The organism is Citrobacter sp. RHBSTW-00029 (genome assembly GCF_014104295.1).
GTDB lineage: Bacteria > Pseudomonadota > Gammaproteobacteria > Enterobacterales > Enterobacteriaceae > Citrobacter > Citrobacter youngae.
Window position 1 is genome coordinate 2837577 of sequence record NZ_JABXRT010000001.1, and the last position, 17024, is coordinate 2854600.

17 protein-coding genes are annotated in these 17024 nt (G+C 51.7%); 11 read left to right on the plus strand and 6 right to left on the minus strand.

The features are described from left to right. Positions 1-78: 78 nt before the first annotated feature. Together dpiA and dpiB are read right to left on the minus strand one after the other, a co-directional pair. Positions 79-759 (minus strand): two-component response regulator DpiA, encoded by a 681-nt coding sequence (gene dpiA, locus HV041_RS14015; protein WP_005120841.1) that lies wholly within the window; start codon positions 757-759, stop codon positions 79-81. Continuing rightward, positions 728-2389 carry a sensor histidine kinase DpiB gene (dpiB, locus tag HV041_RS14020; RefSeq protein WP_061067507.1) on the minus strand — a complete coding sequence of 554 codons (1662 nt, stop codon included), beginning with the start codon at positions 2387-2389 and terminating at the stop codon, positions 728-730. Before dpiB ends, dpiA begins: the two co-directional genes overlap by 32 nt. A gap of 389 nt (positions 2390-2778) precedes the next feature. Here dpiB and citC point away from each other — a divergent pair, with 389 nt between their 5' ends. The 8 genes from citC to rna all read left to right on the plus strand — a co-directional run bounded on the left by citC (position 2779) and on the right by rna (position 10431). Next, a complete protein-coding gene (citC, locus tag HV041_RS14025; RefSeq protein WP_048212308.1) occupies positions 2779-3855 on the plus strand; it encodes a [citrate (pro-3S)-lyase] ligase in 1077 nt (358 codons plus the stop codon). Further along, a complete protein-coding gene (citD, locus tag HV041_RS14030; protein ID WP_005120843.1) occupies positions 3852-4148 on the plus strand; it encodes a citrate lyase acyl carrier protein in 297 nt (98 codons plus the stop codon). The genes citC and citD overlap by 4 nt, the downstream gene beginning before the upstream one ends. Beyond that, positions 4145-5053 carry an aldolase/citrate lyase family protein gene (locus HV041_RS14035; protein ID WP_048212309.1) on the plus strand — a complete coding sequence of 303 codons (909 nt, stop codon included), beginning with the start codon at positions 4145-4147 and terminating at the stop codon, positions 5051-5053. The genes citD and HV041_RS14035 overlap by 4 nt, the downstream gene beginning before the upstream one ends. Positions 5054-5062: 9 nt before the next feature. Continuing rightward, entirely contained in the window at positions 5063-6595 is a 1533-nt protein-coding gene (gene citF / locus HV041_RS14040; RefSeq protein ID WP_048212310.1) for a citrate lyase subunit alpha, read from the plus strand. Between the two features lie 3 nt (positions 6596-6598). Next, positions 6599-7153, plus strand: coding sequence for a citrate lyase holo-[acyl-carrier protein] synthase (gene citX, locus HV041_RS14045; RefSeq protein ID WP_182294233.1), 555 nt, complete (start codon positions 6599-6601; stop codon positions 7151-7153). Further along, a complete protein-coding gene (gene citG, locus HV041_RS14050; RefSeq protein WP_061067504.1) occupies positions 7122-8027 on the plus strand; it encodes a triphosphoribosyl-dephospho-CoA synthase CitG in 906 nt (301 codons plus the stop codon). The genes citX and citG overlap by 32 nt, the downstream gene beginning before the upstream one ends. Positions 8028-8050: 23 nt before the next feature. Beyond that, positions 8051-9514: a citrate/succinate antiporter CitT gene (citT, locus tag HV041_RS14055; protein WP_048212313.1), complete on the plus strand. Its 1464-nt coding sequence runs from the start codon at positions 8051-8053 to the stop codon at positions 9512-9514. Positions 9515-9624: 110 nt separating this feature from the next. Further along, the gene (rna, locus tag HV041_RS14060; RefSeq protein ID WP_121584353.1) at positions 9625-10431 is read left to right on the plus strand and encodes a ribonuclease I; all 807 of its coding nucleotides are present in this window, start codon (positions 9625-9627) and stop codon (positions 10429-10431) included. A 41-nt stretch (positions 10432-10472) separates the two neighbouring features. On the opposite strand, the gene HV041_RS14065 is transcribed toward rna, so the two are convergent. Together HV041_RS14065 and HV041_RS14070 are read right to left on the minus strand one after the other, a co-directional pair. Then, complete coding sequence (locus HV041_RS14065; protein ID WP_121584352.1) at positions 10473-11096, minus strand: flavin reductase family protein; 624 nt, start codon at positions 11094-11096, stop codon at positions 10473-10475. Between the two features lie 96 nt (positions 11097-11192). Then, positions 11193-12023, minus strand: coding sequence for an alpha/beta hydrolase (locus HV041_RS14070; protein WP_121584351.1), 831 nt, complete (start codon positions 12021-12023; stop codon positions 11193-11195). A gap of 273 nt (positions 12024-12296) precedes the next feature. Here HV041_RS14070 and rnk point away from each other — a divergent pair, with 273 nt between their 5' ends. Both rnk and uspG read left to right on the plus strand, forming a co-directional pair. Next, complete coding sequence (gene rnk / locus HV041_RS14075; RefSeq protein WP_005120853.1) at positions 12297-12707, plus strand: nucleoside diphosphate kinase regulator; 411 nt, start codon at positions 12297-12299, stop codon at positions 12705-12707. 196 nt (positions 12708-12903) lie between these two features. After that, the gene (gene uspG / locus HV041_RS14080) at positions 12904-13332 is read left to right on the plus strand and encodes a universal stress protein UspG (RefSeq protein WP_005120854.1); all 429 of its coding nucleotides are present in this window, start codon (positions 12904-12906) and stop codon (positions 13330-13332) included. A gap of 122 nt (positions 13333-13454) precedes the next feature. Here uspG and ahpF read toward each other — a convergent pair whose 3' ends face one another. Then, on the minus strand, positions 13455-15020 hold the full coding sequence (gene ahpF / locus HV041_RS14085) for an alkyl hydroperoxide reductase subunit F (protein WP_121584350.1): 1566 nt from the start codon (positions 15018-15020) through the stop codon (positions 13455-13457). A 187-nt stretch (positions 15021-15207) separates the two neighbouring features. Next, positions 15208-15771: an alkyl hydroperoxide reductase subunit C gene (gene ahpC, locus HV041_RS14090; protein WP_002894394.1), complete on the minus strand. Its 564-nt coding sequence runs from the start codon at positions 15769-15771 to the stop codon at positions 15208-15210. Positions 15772-16145: 374 nt separating this feature from the next. On the opposite strand from ahpC, the gene dsbG reads away from it, so the two are divergent. Beyond that, a complete protein-coding gene (gene dsbG / locus HV041_RS14095) occupies positions 16146-16892 on the plus strand; it encodes a thiol:disulfide interchange protein DsbG (protein WP_048212319.1) in 747 nt (248 codons plus the stop codon). The last annotated feature ends 132 nt before the right edge of the window (positions 16893-17024 follow it).

A 17024-nucleotide genomic window follows, 5' to 3' on the forward strand; every position in this document is an offset into this window, starting at 1 on the left:
CCCCAGGAGCATAGATAACTATGTGACTGGGGTTTCTGCACGCAGCCAACAAAGAGGCAGCTTAAAGGATGACGTGTATTAGCCGCCGTGGTAAATACGCTGCGGTCTACCTACCTTCCCGTGAATAATCTCTGCAATGATCAAATGGCGGCTGGCACAGTACTCCAGGTAGCGTCTGGATGTTGTACGGCTGATGGTTAGCGCCTGGGCGATCGTTTCCGCAGTATGATGTACCGTCGGATCAGCAAATAACTTCAGTACAGCATTCAGCGTTAGCGCGTCGATCCCCGTCGGCAAATCCCCTTTCGGCTCACCGCGCGCATAGGCATTAAACATTTCATCAATCTGTTTTTGGCTGGCACTGTCATTACCGGCCAGCATTCTTCTGCGTTGCTGATAGCGGGTGAGCGTCTGCCCCAGTCGCTCGTAGGCTATGGGTTTAACCAGATAATCAAACGCCCCGCTGCGTACGGCTTCGGAGACCGTATCCATATCACTGGCTGCCGTGGTAAACACCACGCCGCCAGGGTAACGTGCCTGAGTCAGCTCGTGTAACAGAGTTATGCCCTTGCCATCCGGCAAGTAATTATCAAGAAGAATCAAACCGGGCTTAAAACGCTCAATCATCATTCTTGCCTGCGCAAGATTACCCGCCAGCCATATCTGGCTAAAACCGGGTATATGGCGGATATATTCAGCATGCATTTCCGCCAGTAGCGTTTCATCCTCAACGATTAACAGCGTTAATGGTTCCGTCATTGTTTTTTTTCACTTTCGGAAGAAATAAAGAAAATAAGGTGCCGCAGGGGGCGTTATCTTCGAGCGTAATAACCCCATTACAGCGCCTCACATAACTTGCAATCAGATACAAACCGATGCCATGTTCGCCTGGTTCATCGGTACGAGTGCTCACACCCTGTTCAAATATTTTTTCGCGCAATGCTTCCGGTACGCCACAACCTTGATCGGCGACTTCGATGATCACCTCATCGCCCTCATCGCTCAGATAGAGTTCAACGACCTTGTTACCCTGCTGGGTACGCAAACTGGCTTCAAAAGCATTATCAAGCAGATTGCCAACAATTGCTGCAAACTCTGTGCTATCCAACCCCTCAGGAAGTTTATGCAGTTGACTGCCAGGCACAATGGTCATTGTGAGACCCAGTTCCCGCGCACGCTGTACCTTGCCAAACAGCAGGCCTGCAACCTGACGATCGGCGAAAGCGCCGCGCAGACTATCAATGAGTTGCTGCTGCGCCTGGGATTCTCCCTGCACCATGGCCAGAACCTTGTCATATTCTTTCATTTGCAGCAGGCCATTGATGGTCGACATCCAGTTCAGGTGCTCATGGCGCAGCGTTCTCAGGCTCTCTACATACTGTTTGATCTGCGTTAATTGCGCATTAAGGGTAGCAATTTCATCTTTACTACGAAAACTGATGATTGCCCCGAGCAGTTCATCGCCTGAGCGGATAGCCTCGCGGTTGGCAATAACACTCAACCCATTAAAGTTAACCATCGCATCCTGGCGCTTTTCCGCAATCTGCTGGGTAAAAAAGTCTGCTGGCTGAACGACGTCCGCAATCGGCTTACCCAACCACTTACGTCCAGGCGACGAGAGCCCCAGCATTTTTCTCGCACTGCGGTTTATCGCCGTAATGCACCCGTCAGGATCAACAGCAATTAAGCCTTCGTAGACTGAGCTAAACAGCGCCTCCTGCTGACGTACCACCCGCGCGATTTGTTTAGGCTCCATACCCAACATCTGACGCCGAATATGGGCGGCAAAAAACCAGGAAAGTAACATAAGCACCAGTAACAACAGAATGAACACCCCAGCCATCGGAAGTAAGAAATCCGAGCGCCAGCTGTCTATTTTACTGATCAGGTAGCCAATTGAGACAACACCGATGATTTTACCATCATCATCAAAGATAGGGGTTTTGGCGCGCATCGCCATCCCGATAGATCCTTTACCGGTAATAAAGTAGCTTTCCCCTTTCTCCAGCGCGCCGGGTTTGGTGAACTGCATGGGGTAGCCAATTTTATCCGGATTAGGGTGATAAAGACGGATCGAGTGGGTATCGCCAATAACCACATAGTCAAAGTCAGTCCCGCTCTGCAACTTATCCGCTATCGTTGCCAGACGCTCGTAATCACGGTGCTTTACGGCAGCAATAATGCTGTCGTTGGAAGCGATAATTTTCGCCTGATTCATTGCCATATCGCGGACATGCGTTGTCAGATAATCTTCAAAGCTGGCGGTAAAGTATTGTGCTAACGCCGCGATGATAAAAACAGAAACGACCAGAATGAGTAGAAAAATACGCAACGGAAACGCCAGACTGCGAAAAAAAGGAAACCGTGTTTTATTTTTCTTTTTTGACATGTTTTTTCCTCACCGACGTTAACCGAAACTTATTTTTCGTTGTATATGTAATAAAAATGTTTTATTTACAAGTCACGGCCTAAAATAGGATCGTTACAGATTCCCCACCTTAAATCAATTAAACAAATAAAAACCACACGCTATTTTCGGGTTAAATTAATTAAAAAACTTAAAACCATAAAACACATTAAAACCATCTAACTTATTGTGAAATAAATCAAAATTTGCCGCCAAAATACTCCTTACGATGTATGCAACAGGGAAAAAAAGAAATACTCCGTAATAAAAAAACATTCCCTTCAATTGCAAACAAAACGTTATCAAGTTGCTAAACAGAGCAACAAAAACAGAAACCCAGTAACAAATATACCATCGGGGCTCTATTTACTATGTTCGGTAATAATATATTCACGCAAGTTAAACGCTCAGAAAATAAAAAGATGGCGGTTATCGCTCAATTTCTGAAAGAGAACGATTTGAGCGTTGATACCACCGTCGAAGTATTTATCACCGTCACCCGTAACGATCGTCTGATCGCCTGTGGCGGTATCGCCGGCAATATCATTAAATGCGTCGCGATCTGTGAATCCGTACGCGGTGAAGGCTTAGCGCTGACGCTGGCGACTGAGTTAATCAACCTCGCCTACGAGCGGCATTGCACCCATCTCTTCATCTATACCAAAACCGAGTATGAGTCACTGTTTAAGCAGTGCGGCTTTTCGACGCTGACCAGCGTGCCCGGCATTATGGTACTGATGGAAAACAGCACCACTCGCCTCAAACGTTACGCTGAATCACTGGCAAAACAGCGCCGTGAAGGGAAAAAAATTGGCTGTATCGTGATGAATGCCAACCCCTTCACCAACGGGCACCGTTTTCTGATCCAACAAGCCGCCGCACAGTGCGACTGGCTGCATCTGTTTTTGGTGAAAGAAGATACTTCGCGTTTCCCGTATGAAGACCGACTGGACCTGGTCCTCAAAGGGACAAAAGATATTCCACGTTTAACCGTACACCGCGGTTCGGAATACATCATCTCTCGCGCCACGTTCCCGTGCTACTTCATTAAAGAGCAGAGCGTTATTAACCACTGCTACACCGAAATAGACCTGAAAATTTTCCGTCAGTACCTGGCCCCGGCACTCGGCGTTACGCACCGTTTCGTCGGTACTGAGCCATATTGCACCGTCACCTCCCAGTACAACAACGATATGCGCTACTGGCTGGAGACCCCAACACTTCCCGCCCCGCCGATTGAACTGGTGGAAATTGAGCGGCTGTGTTTCCAGGAGATGCCGATTTCCGCCTCCTGGGTGCGCAAGCTGCTGGTTAAAAAAGATCTCACGGCTATCGCATCCCTGGTACCCGAGGCCACGCTGCACTACTTGCAAAGCATGGTTGAGCGAACCTCATCGGCTGCGGCAGTCCGCCAAAATACCCCCGCATTAGCAACAGGTGAAAAATGAAAATAAACCAGGCAGCCGTCGCAGGCACTCTCGAGTCCGGTGATGTGATGATCCGCATCGCCCCGCTCGATACGCAGGATATTGACCTGCAGGTTAACAGTAGCGTCGAAAAGCAGTTCGGTGATGCCATCAGGGCCACCATTCTGGACGTTCTGTCCCGCTATAACGTCCGCGGCGTGCAATTAAATGTTGATGATAAAGGCGCACTGGACTGCATTTTACGTGCGCGACTGGAAGCATTACTGGCCCGCGCCAGCGGCATTCCGGCACTGCCATGGGAGGATTGCCAATGATTTCCGATTCTTTACAACAACGTAAATCCCGCACACGCCGCAGCATGTTGTTCGTACCAGGCGCTAACGCCGCGATGGTCAGCAACTCATTCATCTACCCGGCAGATGCGCTGATGTTCGACCTGGAAGACTCCGTCGCACTGCGTGAGAAAGACACCGCGCGCCGCATGGTCTATCACGCGCTGCAGCATCCGCTGTATCACGACGTTGAAACTATCGTGCGCGTAAACGCCCTCGACTCCGAATGGGGCATCAACGACCTTGAAGCCGTGGTACGCGGTGGTGCTGACATCGTACGTTTACCCAAAACGGATACCGCCCAGGATGTCATCGACATCGAAAGCGAAATCCTGCGCATCGAGAAAGCCTGTGGTCGTGAACCCGGCAGCACCGGTCTGTTGGCCGCTATCGAATCACCATTAGGTATTACCCGCGCGGTAGAAATTGCCCATGCTTCCGAGCGTCTGATCGGTATTGCGCTCGGCGCAGAAGACTACGTGCGTAACCTGCGCACTGAACGCTCCCCGGAAGGTACTGAACTGCTGTTTGCCCGCTGCTCAATTCTGCAGGCTGCGCGTTCGGCTGGCATTCAGGCGTTCGATACCGTCTATTCCGATGCCAATAACGAAGCGGGTTTCCTGCACGAAGCCGCACACATCAAGCAACTGGGTTTCGATGGTAAGTCGCTCATCAACCCGCGTCAGATTGAACTCCTGCACAACCTATATGCCCCGACGCGCAAAGAGCTGGCTCACGCACGTCTGGTGGTAGAAGCCGCTGAAGCCGCCGCCCGTGAAGGCCGTGGCGTAGTTTCCCTCAACGGCAAGATGGTCGACAGCCCGGTTATCGAGCGCGCCCTTCTGGTTATCTCCCGTGCAGAACTTTCCGGCATTCGCGAAGAATAAGGCAAAAAAATGACGCAGAAAATCGAACAGTCTCAACGCCAGGATCGCGTGGCGACCTGGAGCCGTCATGCAGAAAGCGAGCTTTCCGCTTATCAGAGCACCGCAAAAGTTGAATTACAGGCGCAAAAACCGCGCAACAAAAAACTGTGCGCTAACCTGGAAGAGGCCATTCGCCGTTCAGGCTTACAGGATGGCATGACCATCTCCTTCCACCACGCTTTCCGTGGTGGCGATCTGACGATCAACCTGGTGATGGATACCATCGCTGCAATGGGCTTTAAAAACCTGACGCTGGCTTCCAGCTCCCTGAGCGACTGCCATGCGCCGCTGGTTGAACACATTCGTCAGGGTGTCGTCAGCCGTATTTATACTTCTGGTCTGCGTGGCCCGCTGGCAGAAGAGATCTCTCGCGGTCTGCTGGCTGAACCTGTTCAGGTCCACTCTCACGGTGGTCGTGTACATCTGGTACAAAGCGGCGAGCTCAACATTGATGTCGCCTTCCTCGGCGTGCCGTCCTGTGACCCGTTTGGTAACGCCAACGGTTATACCGGTAAAGCGTGCTGCGGCTCACTGGGCTATGCCCGCGTAGACGCCGAAAACGCAAAACAGGTTGTCCTGCTGACCGAACAGCTGCTGACCTACCCGCATAATCCAGCCAGCATTACCCAGGATCAGGTGGATCTGATCGTGCAGATCGATCAGGTCGGTGATGCGGACAAAATTGGTGCTGATGCCACTCGCATGACCACCAACCCGCGCGAATTGCTGATCGCCCGCAGCGCAGCAGAGGTTATTGCTAACTCCGGCTACTTCAATGAAGGCTTCTCACTGCAGACAGGCACCGGCGGCGCGTCTCTGGCCGTTACCCGTTTCCTGGAAGACAAAATGCGCAGCCGCGACATCCGTGCTGACTTTGCGCTGGGCGGTATCACTGCCACCATCGTTGACCTGCATGAGAAAGGTTTAATCCGCAAACTGCTGGATGTACAGAGCTTCGACCGTAATGCGGCTGAGTCCCTGGCCCGCAATCCAAATCACATTGAAATCAGTGCTAACCAGTATGCCAACTGGGGCTCAAAAGGCGCCTCTGTCGATCGTCTGGACGTCGTGGTGCTGAGCGCACTTGAAGTGGATACCCACTTCAACGTTAACGTACTGACCGGTTCTGACGGCGTACTGCGCGGCGCATCCGGTGGTCACTGTGATACAGCTGTTGCCGCAGCGCTTTCCATCATCGTCGCACCGCTGGTTCGCGGGCGCATCCCGACGCTGGTTGATAACGTCCTGACCTGCGTAACCCCAGGTTCCAGCGTTGATATCCTGGTCACTGACCACGGTATCGCCGTCAACCCTGCGCGCCCTGAGCTGGCAGAACGTCTGCAAGAAGCGGGTATGAAAGTCGTGTCCATTGAATGGTTACGCGAACGTGCACAGCAGCTTACCGGTCAGCCACGCGCAATCGAATTTACTGACCGCGTAATTGCCGTTGTGCGTTATCGCGATGGCTCAGTGATTGACGTTGTGCATCAGGTGAAGGAATAAGCCATGCACCTGCTCCCTGAACACGCCACCTGCCACGCGGTTTCCATTCCCGAGCTGCTCGCCAGCCGTGATGAGAGACAAGCGAGGCAACATGCCTGGCTCACGCGTCACCACGCGCCATCGGTCTCTTTTACCGTGGTAGCGCCAGGTCCGATCAAAGACAGCGAATTAACCCGTCGCATCTTTAATCACGGCGTCATCGCCCTGCTTGCGCTGGCGAAACAATCATCCTGGATTGTCAGGGAGCAAACTGCGCTGGTCTCCGCCAGCGGTCCGGAAGGTCTGTTGTCCATCGAGGCACCAGCCAACGACCTCAAGCTCGCCACTATCGGGCTTGAGCATTCACATCCGCTGGGACGGTTATGGGACATCGATGTCCTGACCCCTGAAGGGGAAATTCTGTCCCGGCGTCATTTCGCGCTTCCTGCCCGCCGCTGTCTGTTGTGCGAGCAAAGCGCTGCAGAATGTGCGCGGGGTAAAACCCACGCGCTTTCCGACTTACTCATTCAAATGGAGGCACTGCTGCATGATGCCGATTCCCGCAACATCGACGAATAACGCAGTCCTTCCACTGGATCTGCCCGACGCCTACGCAACACTTGCCTGGCGCGCCATGCTGACTGAAGTCAACTTATCGCCCAAGCCGGGTCTGGTGGATCGCATTAATAATGGCGCGCATAAAGATATGGCGCTGGAAGATTTTCATCGCAGCGCAGAGGCTATCCAGGCCTGGCTGCCACGTTTTATTGAATATGGGGCGTTTAGCGCACAGCTGTCGCCTGAGGATGTATTGAAAGGACTGCGTCCGCTGGGTATGGCCTGCGAAGCTGATATGTTTCGCGCCACCGCTGGGGTAAATACCCACAAAGGCAGCATCTTTTCTCTGGGACTGCTGTGTGCCGCCATTGGCCGCCTGCACCAGCTCCAACTGACTGTTACCGCTGAAACCATTTGCTCTACGGCAGCAACATTTTGCCGGGGCCTGACCGAGCGCGAACTGCGCCAGAACAATCAACAACTCACGGCTGGCCAACGTCTTTATCAGCAACTGGGATTAACCGGCGCACGGGGCGAAGCCGAAGCGGGATACCCGCTCGTCATCCAGCATGCCCTGCCGCACTACCGCGCACTGCTGACTCAGGGCCGCGACCCTGAACTGGCGTTACTCGACACTTTATTGCTGCTGATGTCAATCAACGGCGACACCAACGTGGCTTCACGTGGCGGCGCAGAAGGTCTGCGTTGGCTACAGCAGCAGGCCACCGCCCTGATACAGCAAGGGGGGATTCGTACCCCTGCCGATCTCGAATACCTACACCAGTTCGACCAACAGTGCATTGAACGCAACCTCAGTCCCGGAGGCTGCGCCGATCTGCTGATCGTCACCTGGTTCTTAGCTCAGATTTCACAAGTTCATCATTATCACAATTAAAGATCCTTTCCGGAGAATCACACATGTCTTTAGCAAAAGATAAAATATGGAAGTTACTGGCCCCATTGGTCGTAATGGGCGTCATGTTTCTTATCCCCGTCCCTGATGGAATGCCTCCACAGGCCTGGCACTACTTTGCCGTGTTTGTGGCGATGATCGTCGGTATGATCCTGGAGCCAATTCCGGCAACAGCGATCAGCTTTATCGCCGTAACGATCTGCGTTATCGGCAGCAACTATCTGCTGTTTGATGCTTCAGAACTGGCCGACCCGGCATTTAAAGCGGGTAAGCAAGCGCTGAAATGGGGTCTGGCGGGCTTCTCCAGCACCACCGTGTGGTTGGTGTTTGGTGCGTTTATTTTCGCGCTGGGTTATGAGGTCACCGGTCTGGGTCGTCGTATCGCGCTGTTCCTGGTGAAATTCATGGGGAAACGTACCCTGACGCTGGGCTATGCGATTGTTATCATCGACATTCTGCTGGCGCCGTTTACACCGTCCAACACCGCGCGTACCGGTGGTACTGTATTCCCGGTTATCAAAAACCTGCCGCCGCTGTTTAAATCCTTCCCTAACGATCCTTCCGCGCGCCGTATCGGCGGATATCTGATGTGGATGATGGTTATCAGTACCAGCCTGAGCTCCTCTATGTTCGTTACCGGCGCTGCGCCAAACGTACTGGGTCTGGAATTCGTTAACAAAATCGCCGGGATTCAAATCAGCTGGTTGCAGTGGTTCCTCAGCTTCCTGCCGGTCGGTATTATTTTGCTGATCGTTGCTCCGTGGCTGTCCTATGTTCTGTACAAGCCGGAAGTCACCCACAGTGCTGAAGTTGCCGCATGGGCCGGTGATGAACTGAAAACCATGGGTAAACTGACCCGTAAAGAGATAACGCTGATCGGTCTGGTTCTGCTCAGCCTGGGTCTGTGGGTTTTCGGTGGCAAGCTCATTGACGCTACCGCAGTGGGCCTGCTGGCAGTCTCCCTGATGCTGGCGCTGCACGTGGTACCGTGGAAAGATATTACCCGCTATAACAGCGCATGGAACACCCTGGTCAACCTTGCCACTCTGGTAGTAATGGCCAACGGTTTAACCCGTTCAGGCTTTATCGACTGGTTCGCCAACACCATGAGCACGCACCTGGAAGGCTTCTCGCCTAACGCAACAGTAATCGTTCTGGTGCTGGTGTTCTACTTTGCTCACTACCTGTTTGCCAGCCTTTCTGCGCACACCGCCACCATGCTGCCGGTTATTCTGGCGGTAGGTAAAGGTATCCCGGGCGTGCCGATGGAACACCTGTGTATCCTGCTGGTGTTGTCCATCGGTATCATGGGCTGTCTGACTCCGTATGCAACAGGCCCTGGCGTTATCATCTACGGCTGTGGTTATGTGAAGTCTAAAGACTACTGGCGTCTGGGTGCTATCTTCGGCGTTATCTACATCTCTATGCTTCTGCTGGTCGGCTGGCCGATTCTGGCAATGTGGAGCTAATCATTTCGGTTCACGCCTGATGAAAATGATGCCAGTCAGCTAAACCTGACTGGCATTTTTTATGATTAAATAGATGATATTCAGAATTTATATAAGTATTCGAAATCATCATGACATCAACATGGCGTTATTCTTCATTACTGGCAGCGCTTCTGCTGCCAGTTTCTGCGGCTCAGGCCGATGAACTCCAGGCAAAACAGTACGCTGACTTTGACAGCTACGTGCTGGCCCTCTCCTGGCAAACCGGATTTTGTCAGAGCCAATACGAGCGTAATCGTCAGGAACCTGACGAATGTCGTTTACAAAAAGAGAGCGCAGACAAAGCGGATTTCCTGACCGTTCACGGTTTATGGCCCAGCCTGCCTAAATCCATTGCCGCCCGTGGAGTAGACAACCGCCGCTGGATGCGTTTTGGCTGCGCAACGCGACCAATTCCCAACCTGCCTGAAGCACGTGCCAGCCGTAAATGCGCGGCCCCCGAAACCGGACTGTCGCTGGAAAGCGCAGCAAAACTCAGCGCTGTAATGCCCGGCGCTGGAGGGAGATCCTGTCTGGAACGTTACGAGTATGCCAAACATGGCGCGTGTTTCGGTTTTGATCCCGACGCGTACTTTGGCACGATGGTACGGCTGAATAATGAGGTTAAGAACAGCGAGGTGGGCAAATTCCTGGCGGAAAACTACGGCAAAACCGTCAGCCGTAACGCATTTGACGCTGCAGTTGCCAAAAGCTGGGGCAAAGAGAACGTCAAAGCTGTGAAGCTAAGCTGCCACGGCAATCCAGCGTATCTCACTGAGATCCAGTTCTCCCTGAAAGCCGACAACATCAACCAGACGTTATCTGCACAGTCATTCTTACCGCAACCACATCCAGGTAGCTGTGGTAAACAGTTTATTATCGACAAAGTGGGATATTGAAACTTGCGACCGACGCTGCAAGCTGGCGTCGGTCCGTAAGCTTAGCGTTTTGCTCGGGCGTCCGGGCGAACTAAATCAAAACGGTGTGTTTCACTGATCGAATAATACGCCGTTGGCCCACCAGCACGCAGTACCGGCTTCGCTTTCGCCGTCTGATAGATGCCGTCTTCCAGCAGCGTTTCATCGATGTGGATGCCCACCACTTCCCCCAATACCAGCCAGGTATCAACCGGTGAGCCATCTGCGGCCGTCAGTTGCAGGCTCTGTGATAAACGACACTCAAAATTGACCGGGCTTTGCGCCACGCGCGGCACGTTGACTATCCGGCTATCTGCCTTGCTAAGCCCGGCGGCAAAAAACTCGTCCTCGCCGTGCGGCAAGCTGGCTGACGTTTCGTTCATCGCAGTGGCCAGCTCAAGGGTGGTCAGGTTCCAGACAAACTCACCTGTTTCGATAATATTCTGCACACTGTCTTTCCAGCCGCTGCTGGCAAAACCGATAATCGGTGGATGATAGTTAAAGCAGTTAAAGAAACTGTACGGTGCCAGATTATGCCGACCGTTACTGTCACTCGACGCAATCCAGCCAATCGGGCGCGGTCCAATGATGGCATTTAGCGGGTCATGTGGCAGGCCGTGTCCCTGTGACGGTTGATAGAAATACATAGCGTTCCCTGTTGAAGTTAACGTCAGCGCAGCACAAATTATGCTTCGCTCATCCCCCTGGAAAAAGAAGATCAGCGTAGAACAATCTGCCAACGATTACGACTGAATAAAGTTGAGCAGGTCACCGTTGATCTGTTGCTTATGGGTGGTGCAAATACCGTGAGATCCACCGGCATACACCTTCAACTGCGCATCTGGTAGGATTTCTGCCGCGACCTTACCGCAGGTTTCAAACGGGACAATCTGATCGTCGTCACCATGGATCACCAACGTCGGGATGGTCATTTTTTTGAGATCTTCACGCAAGTCTGTTTCCGAGAACGCATGGATACAGTCGTACAGTGCTTTGATTGATCCTTGTAAGCCCTGTTCGACAAAACTTTCACGGACCGCCTTCGACTCCTTTGCGCCCGGTCGATTGTAGCCATAGAATGCGGCCGTCAGCTCATAGAAAAAGGCAGCACGATCGTTCACAACGCCTTCACGAATGCCATCAAACACCTCCTTAGGTACACCATTCGGGTTAAAGTCGGTTTTGATCATGATGGGCGTTACCGCACCAATGAGTACCGCTTTTGCGACCCTCTGCGTCCCATGGCGGCCAATATAACGAGCAACTTCGCCACCGCCGGTAGAGTGCCCGACATGCACAGCATCTTTGAGATTGAGATACGCGGTAAGTTCGGCCAAATCGTCAGCATACTGATCCATATTGTGGCCATCCCAGGGCTGGGCCGAACGCCCGTGCCCTCGTCTGTCATGGGCTATCACACGAAATCCTTTCGACCCGAGAAACAACATCTGATCTTCAAATGCATCTGCGGTTAGCGGCCAACCATGGCTGAACACAATGGGCTGGCCGCTTCCCCAGTCTTTGAAATGCAAATAACTGCCATCTTTTAAGGTAAGTTTGTCGTACTGGCTCATGAGATCTCCTGTCGAGGAACACTGAGTTGTCGTGGCGCGCCCGCAGCGAGCGCTTAAAAAGCATAATGCAAATTTGAGAACGATCACGTTTTTTGCCACCCCCTTCATCTGCAGCAATATTGATGATTTGCCTGAATGTGAACTAAATCACTTCAAACATGGGGTAAGTCTCAGTATCATCATAAAAGCTAAACCCTTGCCGCCTGACGGTGAGGGTTTTCTTTTGGGATTATTTACCTGCGCATCCGCAGTATCGACGACATGGAGTAATAAATGTCCAGACCAACTATTATCATTAACGACCTCGATGCGGAACGCATTGACCGCCTGTTGGAGCAACCTGCGTTTGCTGGTTTACCGATAGCGGACGCATTAAACGCTGAACTGGATCGCGCCCAAATGTGTTCCCCGGAAACCATGCCGCACGACGTGGTGACCATGAACAGCCGCGTGAAATTCCGCAATCTGAGCGATGGCGAAGTGCGTGTACGTACCCTGGTATATCCGGCCAATATGACTGACAGCAGTACACAGCTTTCGGTAATGGCGCCAGTCGGTGCAGCGCTTCTGGGCCTGCGCGTTGGCGATACGATCCATTGGGAATTACCGGGCGGTACATCGACCCACCTCGAAGTCATCGAGCTTGAGTACCAGCCTGAAGCTGCAGGCGACTACCTGCGCTAACTCTGTCTTATCAAAGCGACTCGCTTTATCTTACAGGGGATGCATCCGCATCCTCTTTCCGCTTCAACCCCTGCTTTCTTTCACTTACTACACTTCCTTTTCTCCTGTTCGCAAAACATAAATCTGTGTCGTGACTGACAGAATCATTTTTAATACTATGCTGTTATGTGTTCATGTAATGACAAGGAGAATGTTTATGTACAACACAATCATAATGCCTGTTGATGTATTCGAAATGGAACTGAGCGACAAGGCTGTTCGCCATGCAGAATTTCTGGCACAAGATAAAGGGGTGATCCATCTGCTGCATGTGCTCCCGGGTTCTGCCAGTCTGAGTCTGCACCGTTTTGCCGCTGACGTTCGTCGTTTTGAAGAGCATCTGCAACACGAAGCGGAAACCCGTCTGCAAACGATGGTCGGTCACTTCAGTATCGATCCTTCCCGCATTAAGCAGCACGTTCGCTTTGGTAGCGTGCGTGATGTGGTAAACGAATTGGGTGAAGAGTTGAATGCAGATGTGGTGGTCATCGGATCGCGTAACCCATCAATCAGCACCCATCTGCTCGGATCTAACGCCTCCAGCGTTGTCCGCCACGCTACCTTACCGGTGCTGGTAGTTCGCTAATAAAAAAAGAGGCTACCTTCCGGTAGCCTCTTTCTCCTACAAACCGATGATATCCCATTTGTAGGCCCGATATGCTTGTGCTATCGGGCATTTCGCTTCTTTTGCAGGTGAGTCTTACTTTCTTATACGGTTGTGGTGCGAATCAGATAATCAAACGAGCTCAATGATGCTTTGGCACCTTCGCCAGTCGCAATGATAATCTGCTTATACGGTACGGTGGTGCAGTCTCCGGCCGCGAAAACGCCCTTCACGCTGGTCTCGCACTTGGCATCAATGATGATTTCACCCATGCGGTTACGCTCAACGGCGCCTTCCAGCCAGTTGGTATTTGGCAACAGGCCAATCTGCACAAAGATACCCGCCAGTTCCACATTGTGGATATCACCGCTGACGCGGTCACGATACTCCAGACCGGTGACTTTACTGCCGTCGCCTTTCACTTCTGTGGTTTGCGCATTCAGAATAATGTCGACGTTTTTCAGACTGCGGACTTTATTCTGCAGAACCTGATCGGCTTTCATTTCCGGGGCAAATTCCAGCAACGTCACGTGCTCGACGATACCCGCCAGATCGATAGCCGCTTCAACACCCGAGTTACCGCCACCTATCACCGCGACACGCTTGCCTTTAAACAGCGGGCCATCACAGTGCGGACAGTAGGTTACGCCCTTGGTGCGATACTGATCTTCACCCGGAACATTCATGTTGCGCCATTTTGCACCGGTAGCAATGATGATGCTGCGTGCTTTCAACACCGCGCCGGAAGCCGTTTCAATCTGATGCAAACCACCTTCCTGAGCTGCCGGAACCAGTTTGCTCGCACTCTGGCTATCAATAACATCAACATCGTAATCATCAACATGTGCTTTCAGTGCGCCAGCCAGTTTCTGGCCTTCGGTTTTCGGTACAGAGATGTAGTTTTCGATATCAACGGTATCAAGAACCTGACCGCCAAAGCGTTCGCCCATCAGACCGGTGCGAATACCTTTACGTGCAGAGTACACCGCAGCCGCTGCCCCGGCAGGACCCGAACCGACGATCAGCACATCGTAAGCATCACGCTTATTCAACTCTTCCGCTGCGCGCTTTTCTGCACCGGTATCCACTTTCGCTACGATTTCAGTCAGCGTCATACGACCCTGGCCGAACTCTTTGCCGTTCATATAGACCGCCGGTACGCCCATGACGTTACGATCGGTAATTTCGTTCTGGAATGTACCGCCATCAATCGCCGTATGCTTGATGCGTGGGTTAAGTACAGACATCAGGTTGAGCGCTTGCACCACATCCGGGCAGTTATGGCAGGAAAGCGAATAATAGGTTTCAAACTCAAAGTCCCCGTCGAGGTCGCGGATCTGCTCCAGCAGTGACTGTGCCTCTTTTGACGGATGACCACCGGTCCACAACAGCGCCAGAACCAGAGAGGTAAACTCATGCCCCAGCGGAGAACCGGCAAAGCGCGGCCCCTGGTGAGAACCAGGATTGGTAATCAGGAACGATGGCTTACGTACGTCCAGAGTATTATCTTCTTTAAAGGTGACTTTTTCTGACAGTTCAGCAATTTCAGTCAGCAGTTCCTTGATTTCTGCCGATTTAGCGCTGTCATCCAGCGTAGCAATCAGCTCAACAGGTTTGGTCAGTTTCTCAAGATAAGCCTTGAGCTGGGTTTTCATATTTGTGTCGAGCATTATTCTTCCCTCTCTGAAAACATCATCATGCAAGCCGAATTCGCGGGGCCGCATCAATGCAACTTGCGTCATGGTGCTGGAATGAAATGGGCGCGTCTGCGCCCATTGATTGCCGGGTGGCACTTCGTTTACCCGGCCTACGGTTTCGTAGGCCTATGCAAGCGCAGCGCCGCAAGGCAAAACAGACTTAGATCTTGCCGACCAGATCTAAAGATGGCGCTAAGGTCGCTTCGCCTTCTTTCCACTTAGCCGGGCAAACTTCACCTGGGTGGGAAGCGACATACTGTGCAGCTTTAATTTTGCGCAGCAGGTCAGACGCATCACGGCCGATACCTTCAGCGGTAACTTCGATTGCCTGGATGATACCCTGCGGGTCAACAACAAATGTTGCACGGTCAGCCAGACCTTCATCTTCACGCATGTTGTCGAAGTTACGGGTCAGGGCGCCAGTCGGGTCGCCGATCATCGCATATTTGATTTTCGCGATGGTTTCAGAGCTGCTGTGCCATGCTTTGTGAGTAAAATGAGTGTCAGTAGAAACAGAGTAAACGTCCACACCCAGTTTCTGCAGTTCTTCGTAATGGTCAGCAACGTCGCCCAGCTCGGTCGGACATACGAACGTAAAATCAGCCGGGTAGAAGAAGAAGACACTCCAACGACCTTCGGTATCTTTCTCGGTTACTTCGATGAACTCACCGTTTTTGAACGCCTGGTTTTTGAAAGGTTTAATTTTGGTATTAATCAAAGACATCTGTACTTCCTCCGTGTTTTCGTTGAGGGATAAGTTAACGAAAATCATTGATAAGGGCTAATGCGTTTCCTTTATCAAATCAATAAGCGTTAACTAACAACCGACTCAACCGCATGGTGTAAACCCTATTCTAAAAGTAAAAAAGGCTCCCTTTGCAGGGAGCCTCATTACCCGAGTTACCCGCAAGTAACTTCAGTGCCAGCAGAACTGGCTATGTGTTGCGCTCTACATTACCTTAACCAAGGTCGTAACAGCGATTGGGATTACATCACCCAACTACCGAAAGGGCAATCGACAGACTGTCGATCTTACCTATGGCTGCGATAGGTTTTGCAACTTAACTCCCTTTCCTTCTAATTTTATAAGGAAAATCAATGTTTAAACGTACATTACTCTTAGCTCTGCTCCCTGCAGTCGTCCACGCTGAAGAGCTTCCTGCCCCCGTGAAAGCGATTGAGAAACAGGGCATTACGATTCTGAAGTCGTTCGACGCCCCGGGAGGCATGAAAGGTTATCTGGGCAAATATCAGGACATGGGGGTCACTATCTATGTGACGCCTGATGGAAAACAGGCGATCTCCGGCTATATGTATAACGAGAAAGGTGAAAACCTGAGTAATGCGCTGATAGAAAAAGAGATCTATGCCCCTGCCGGGCGCGAGATGTGGCAACGCATGGAAAAAGCGTCGTGGATTCTGGATGGCAAAAAAGACGCGCCAGTTATTGTGTATGTGTTTGCCGATCCCTTCTGTCCCTATTGTAAACAGTTCTGGCAGCAGGCGCGCCCGTGGGTGGACGCCGGTAAAGTCCAACTGCGCACGTTGCTGGTTGGCGTAATAAAACCCGAAAGCCCGGCAACCGCTGCGGCCATTCTGGCAAGCAAGGACCCCGCTAAAACCTGGCACGACTATGAAGCCTCCGGCGGCAAAATGACGCTGGCACTGCCAGCAAACCCGCCTGCCGAGCAAATGAAGACGCTGAATATCAACCAAAAACTAATGGACGATTTAGGCGCCAATGTCACACCCGCCATTTATTACATGAGCAAAGATAATACCCTGCAACAGGCAGTAGGTTTGCCCGATAAAGAGAAGCTGGATATTATCATGGGAGCCAAATAAATATACGCAACGAATGATTGATATTATTTTCATATCAATCATTCTTCTTTTCTATATCAATTAACCCGTTAGCACTTTTTACCGAAAAAATAACCCTGCCTGTGCTATTTTAAGTAGTAGTAAACTATTCAT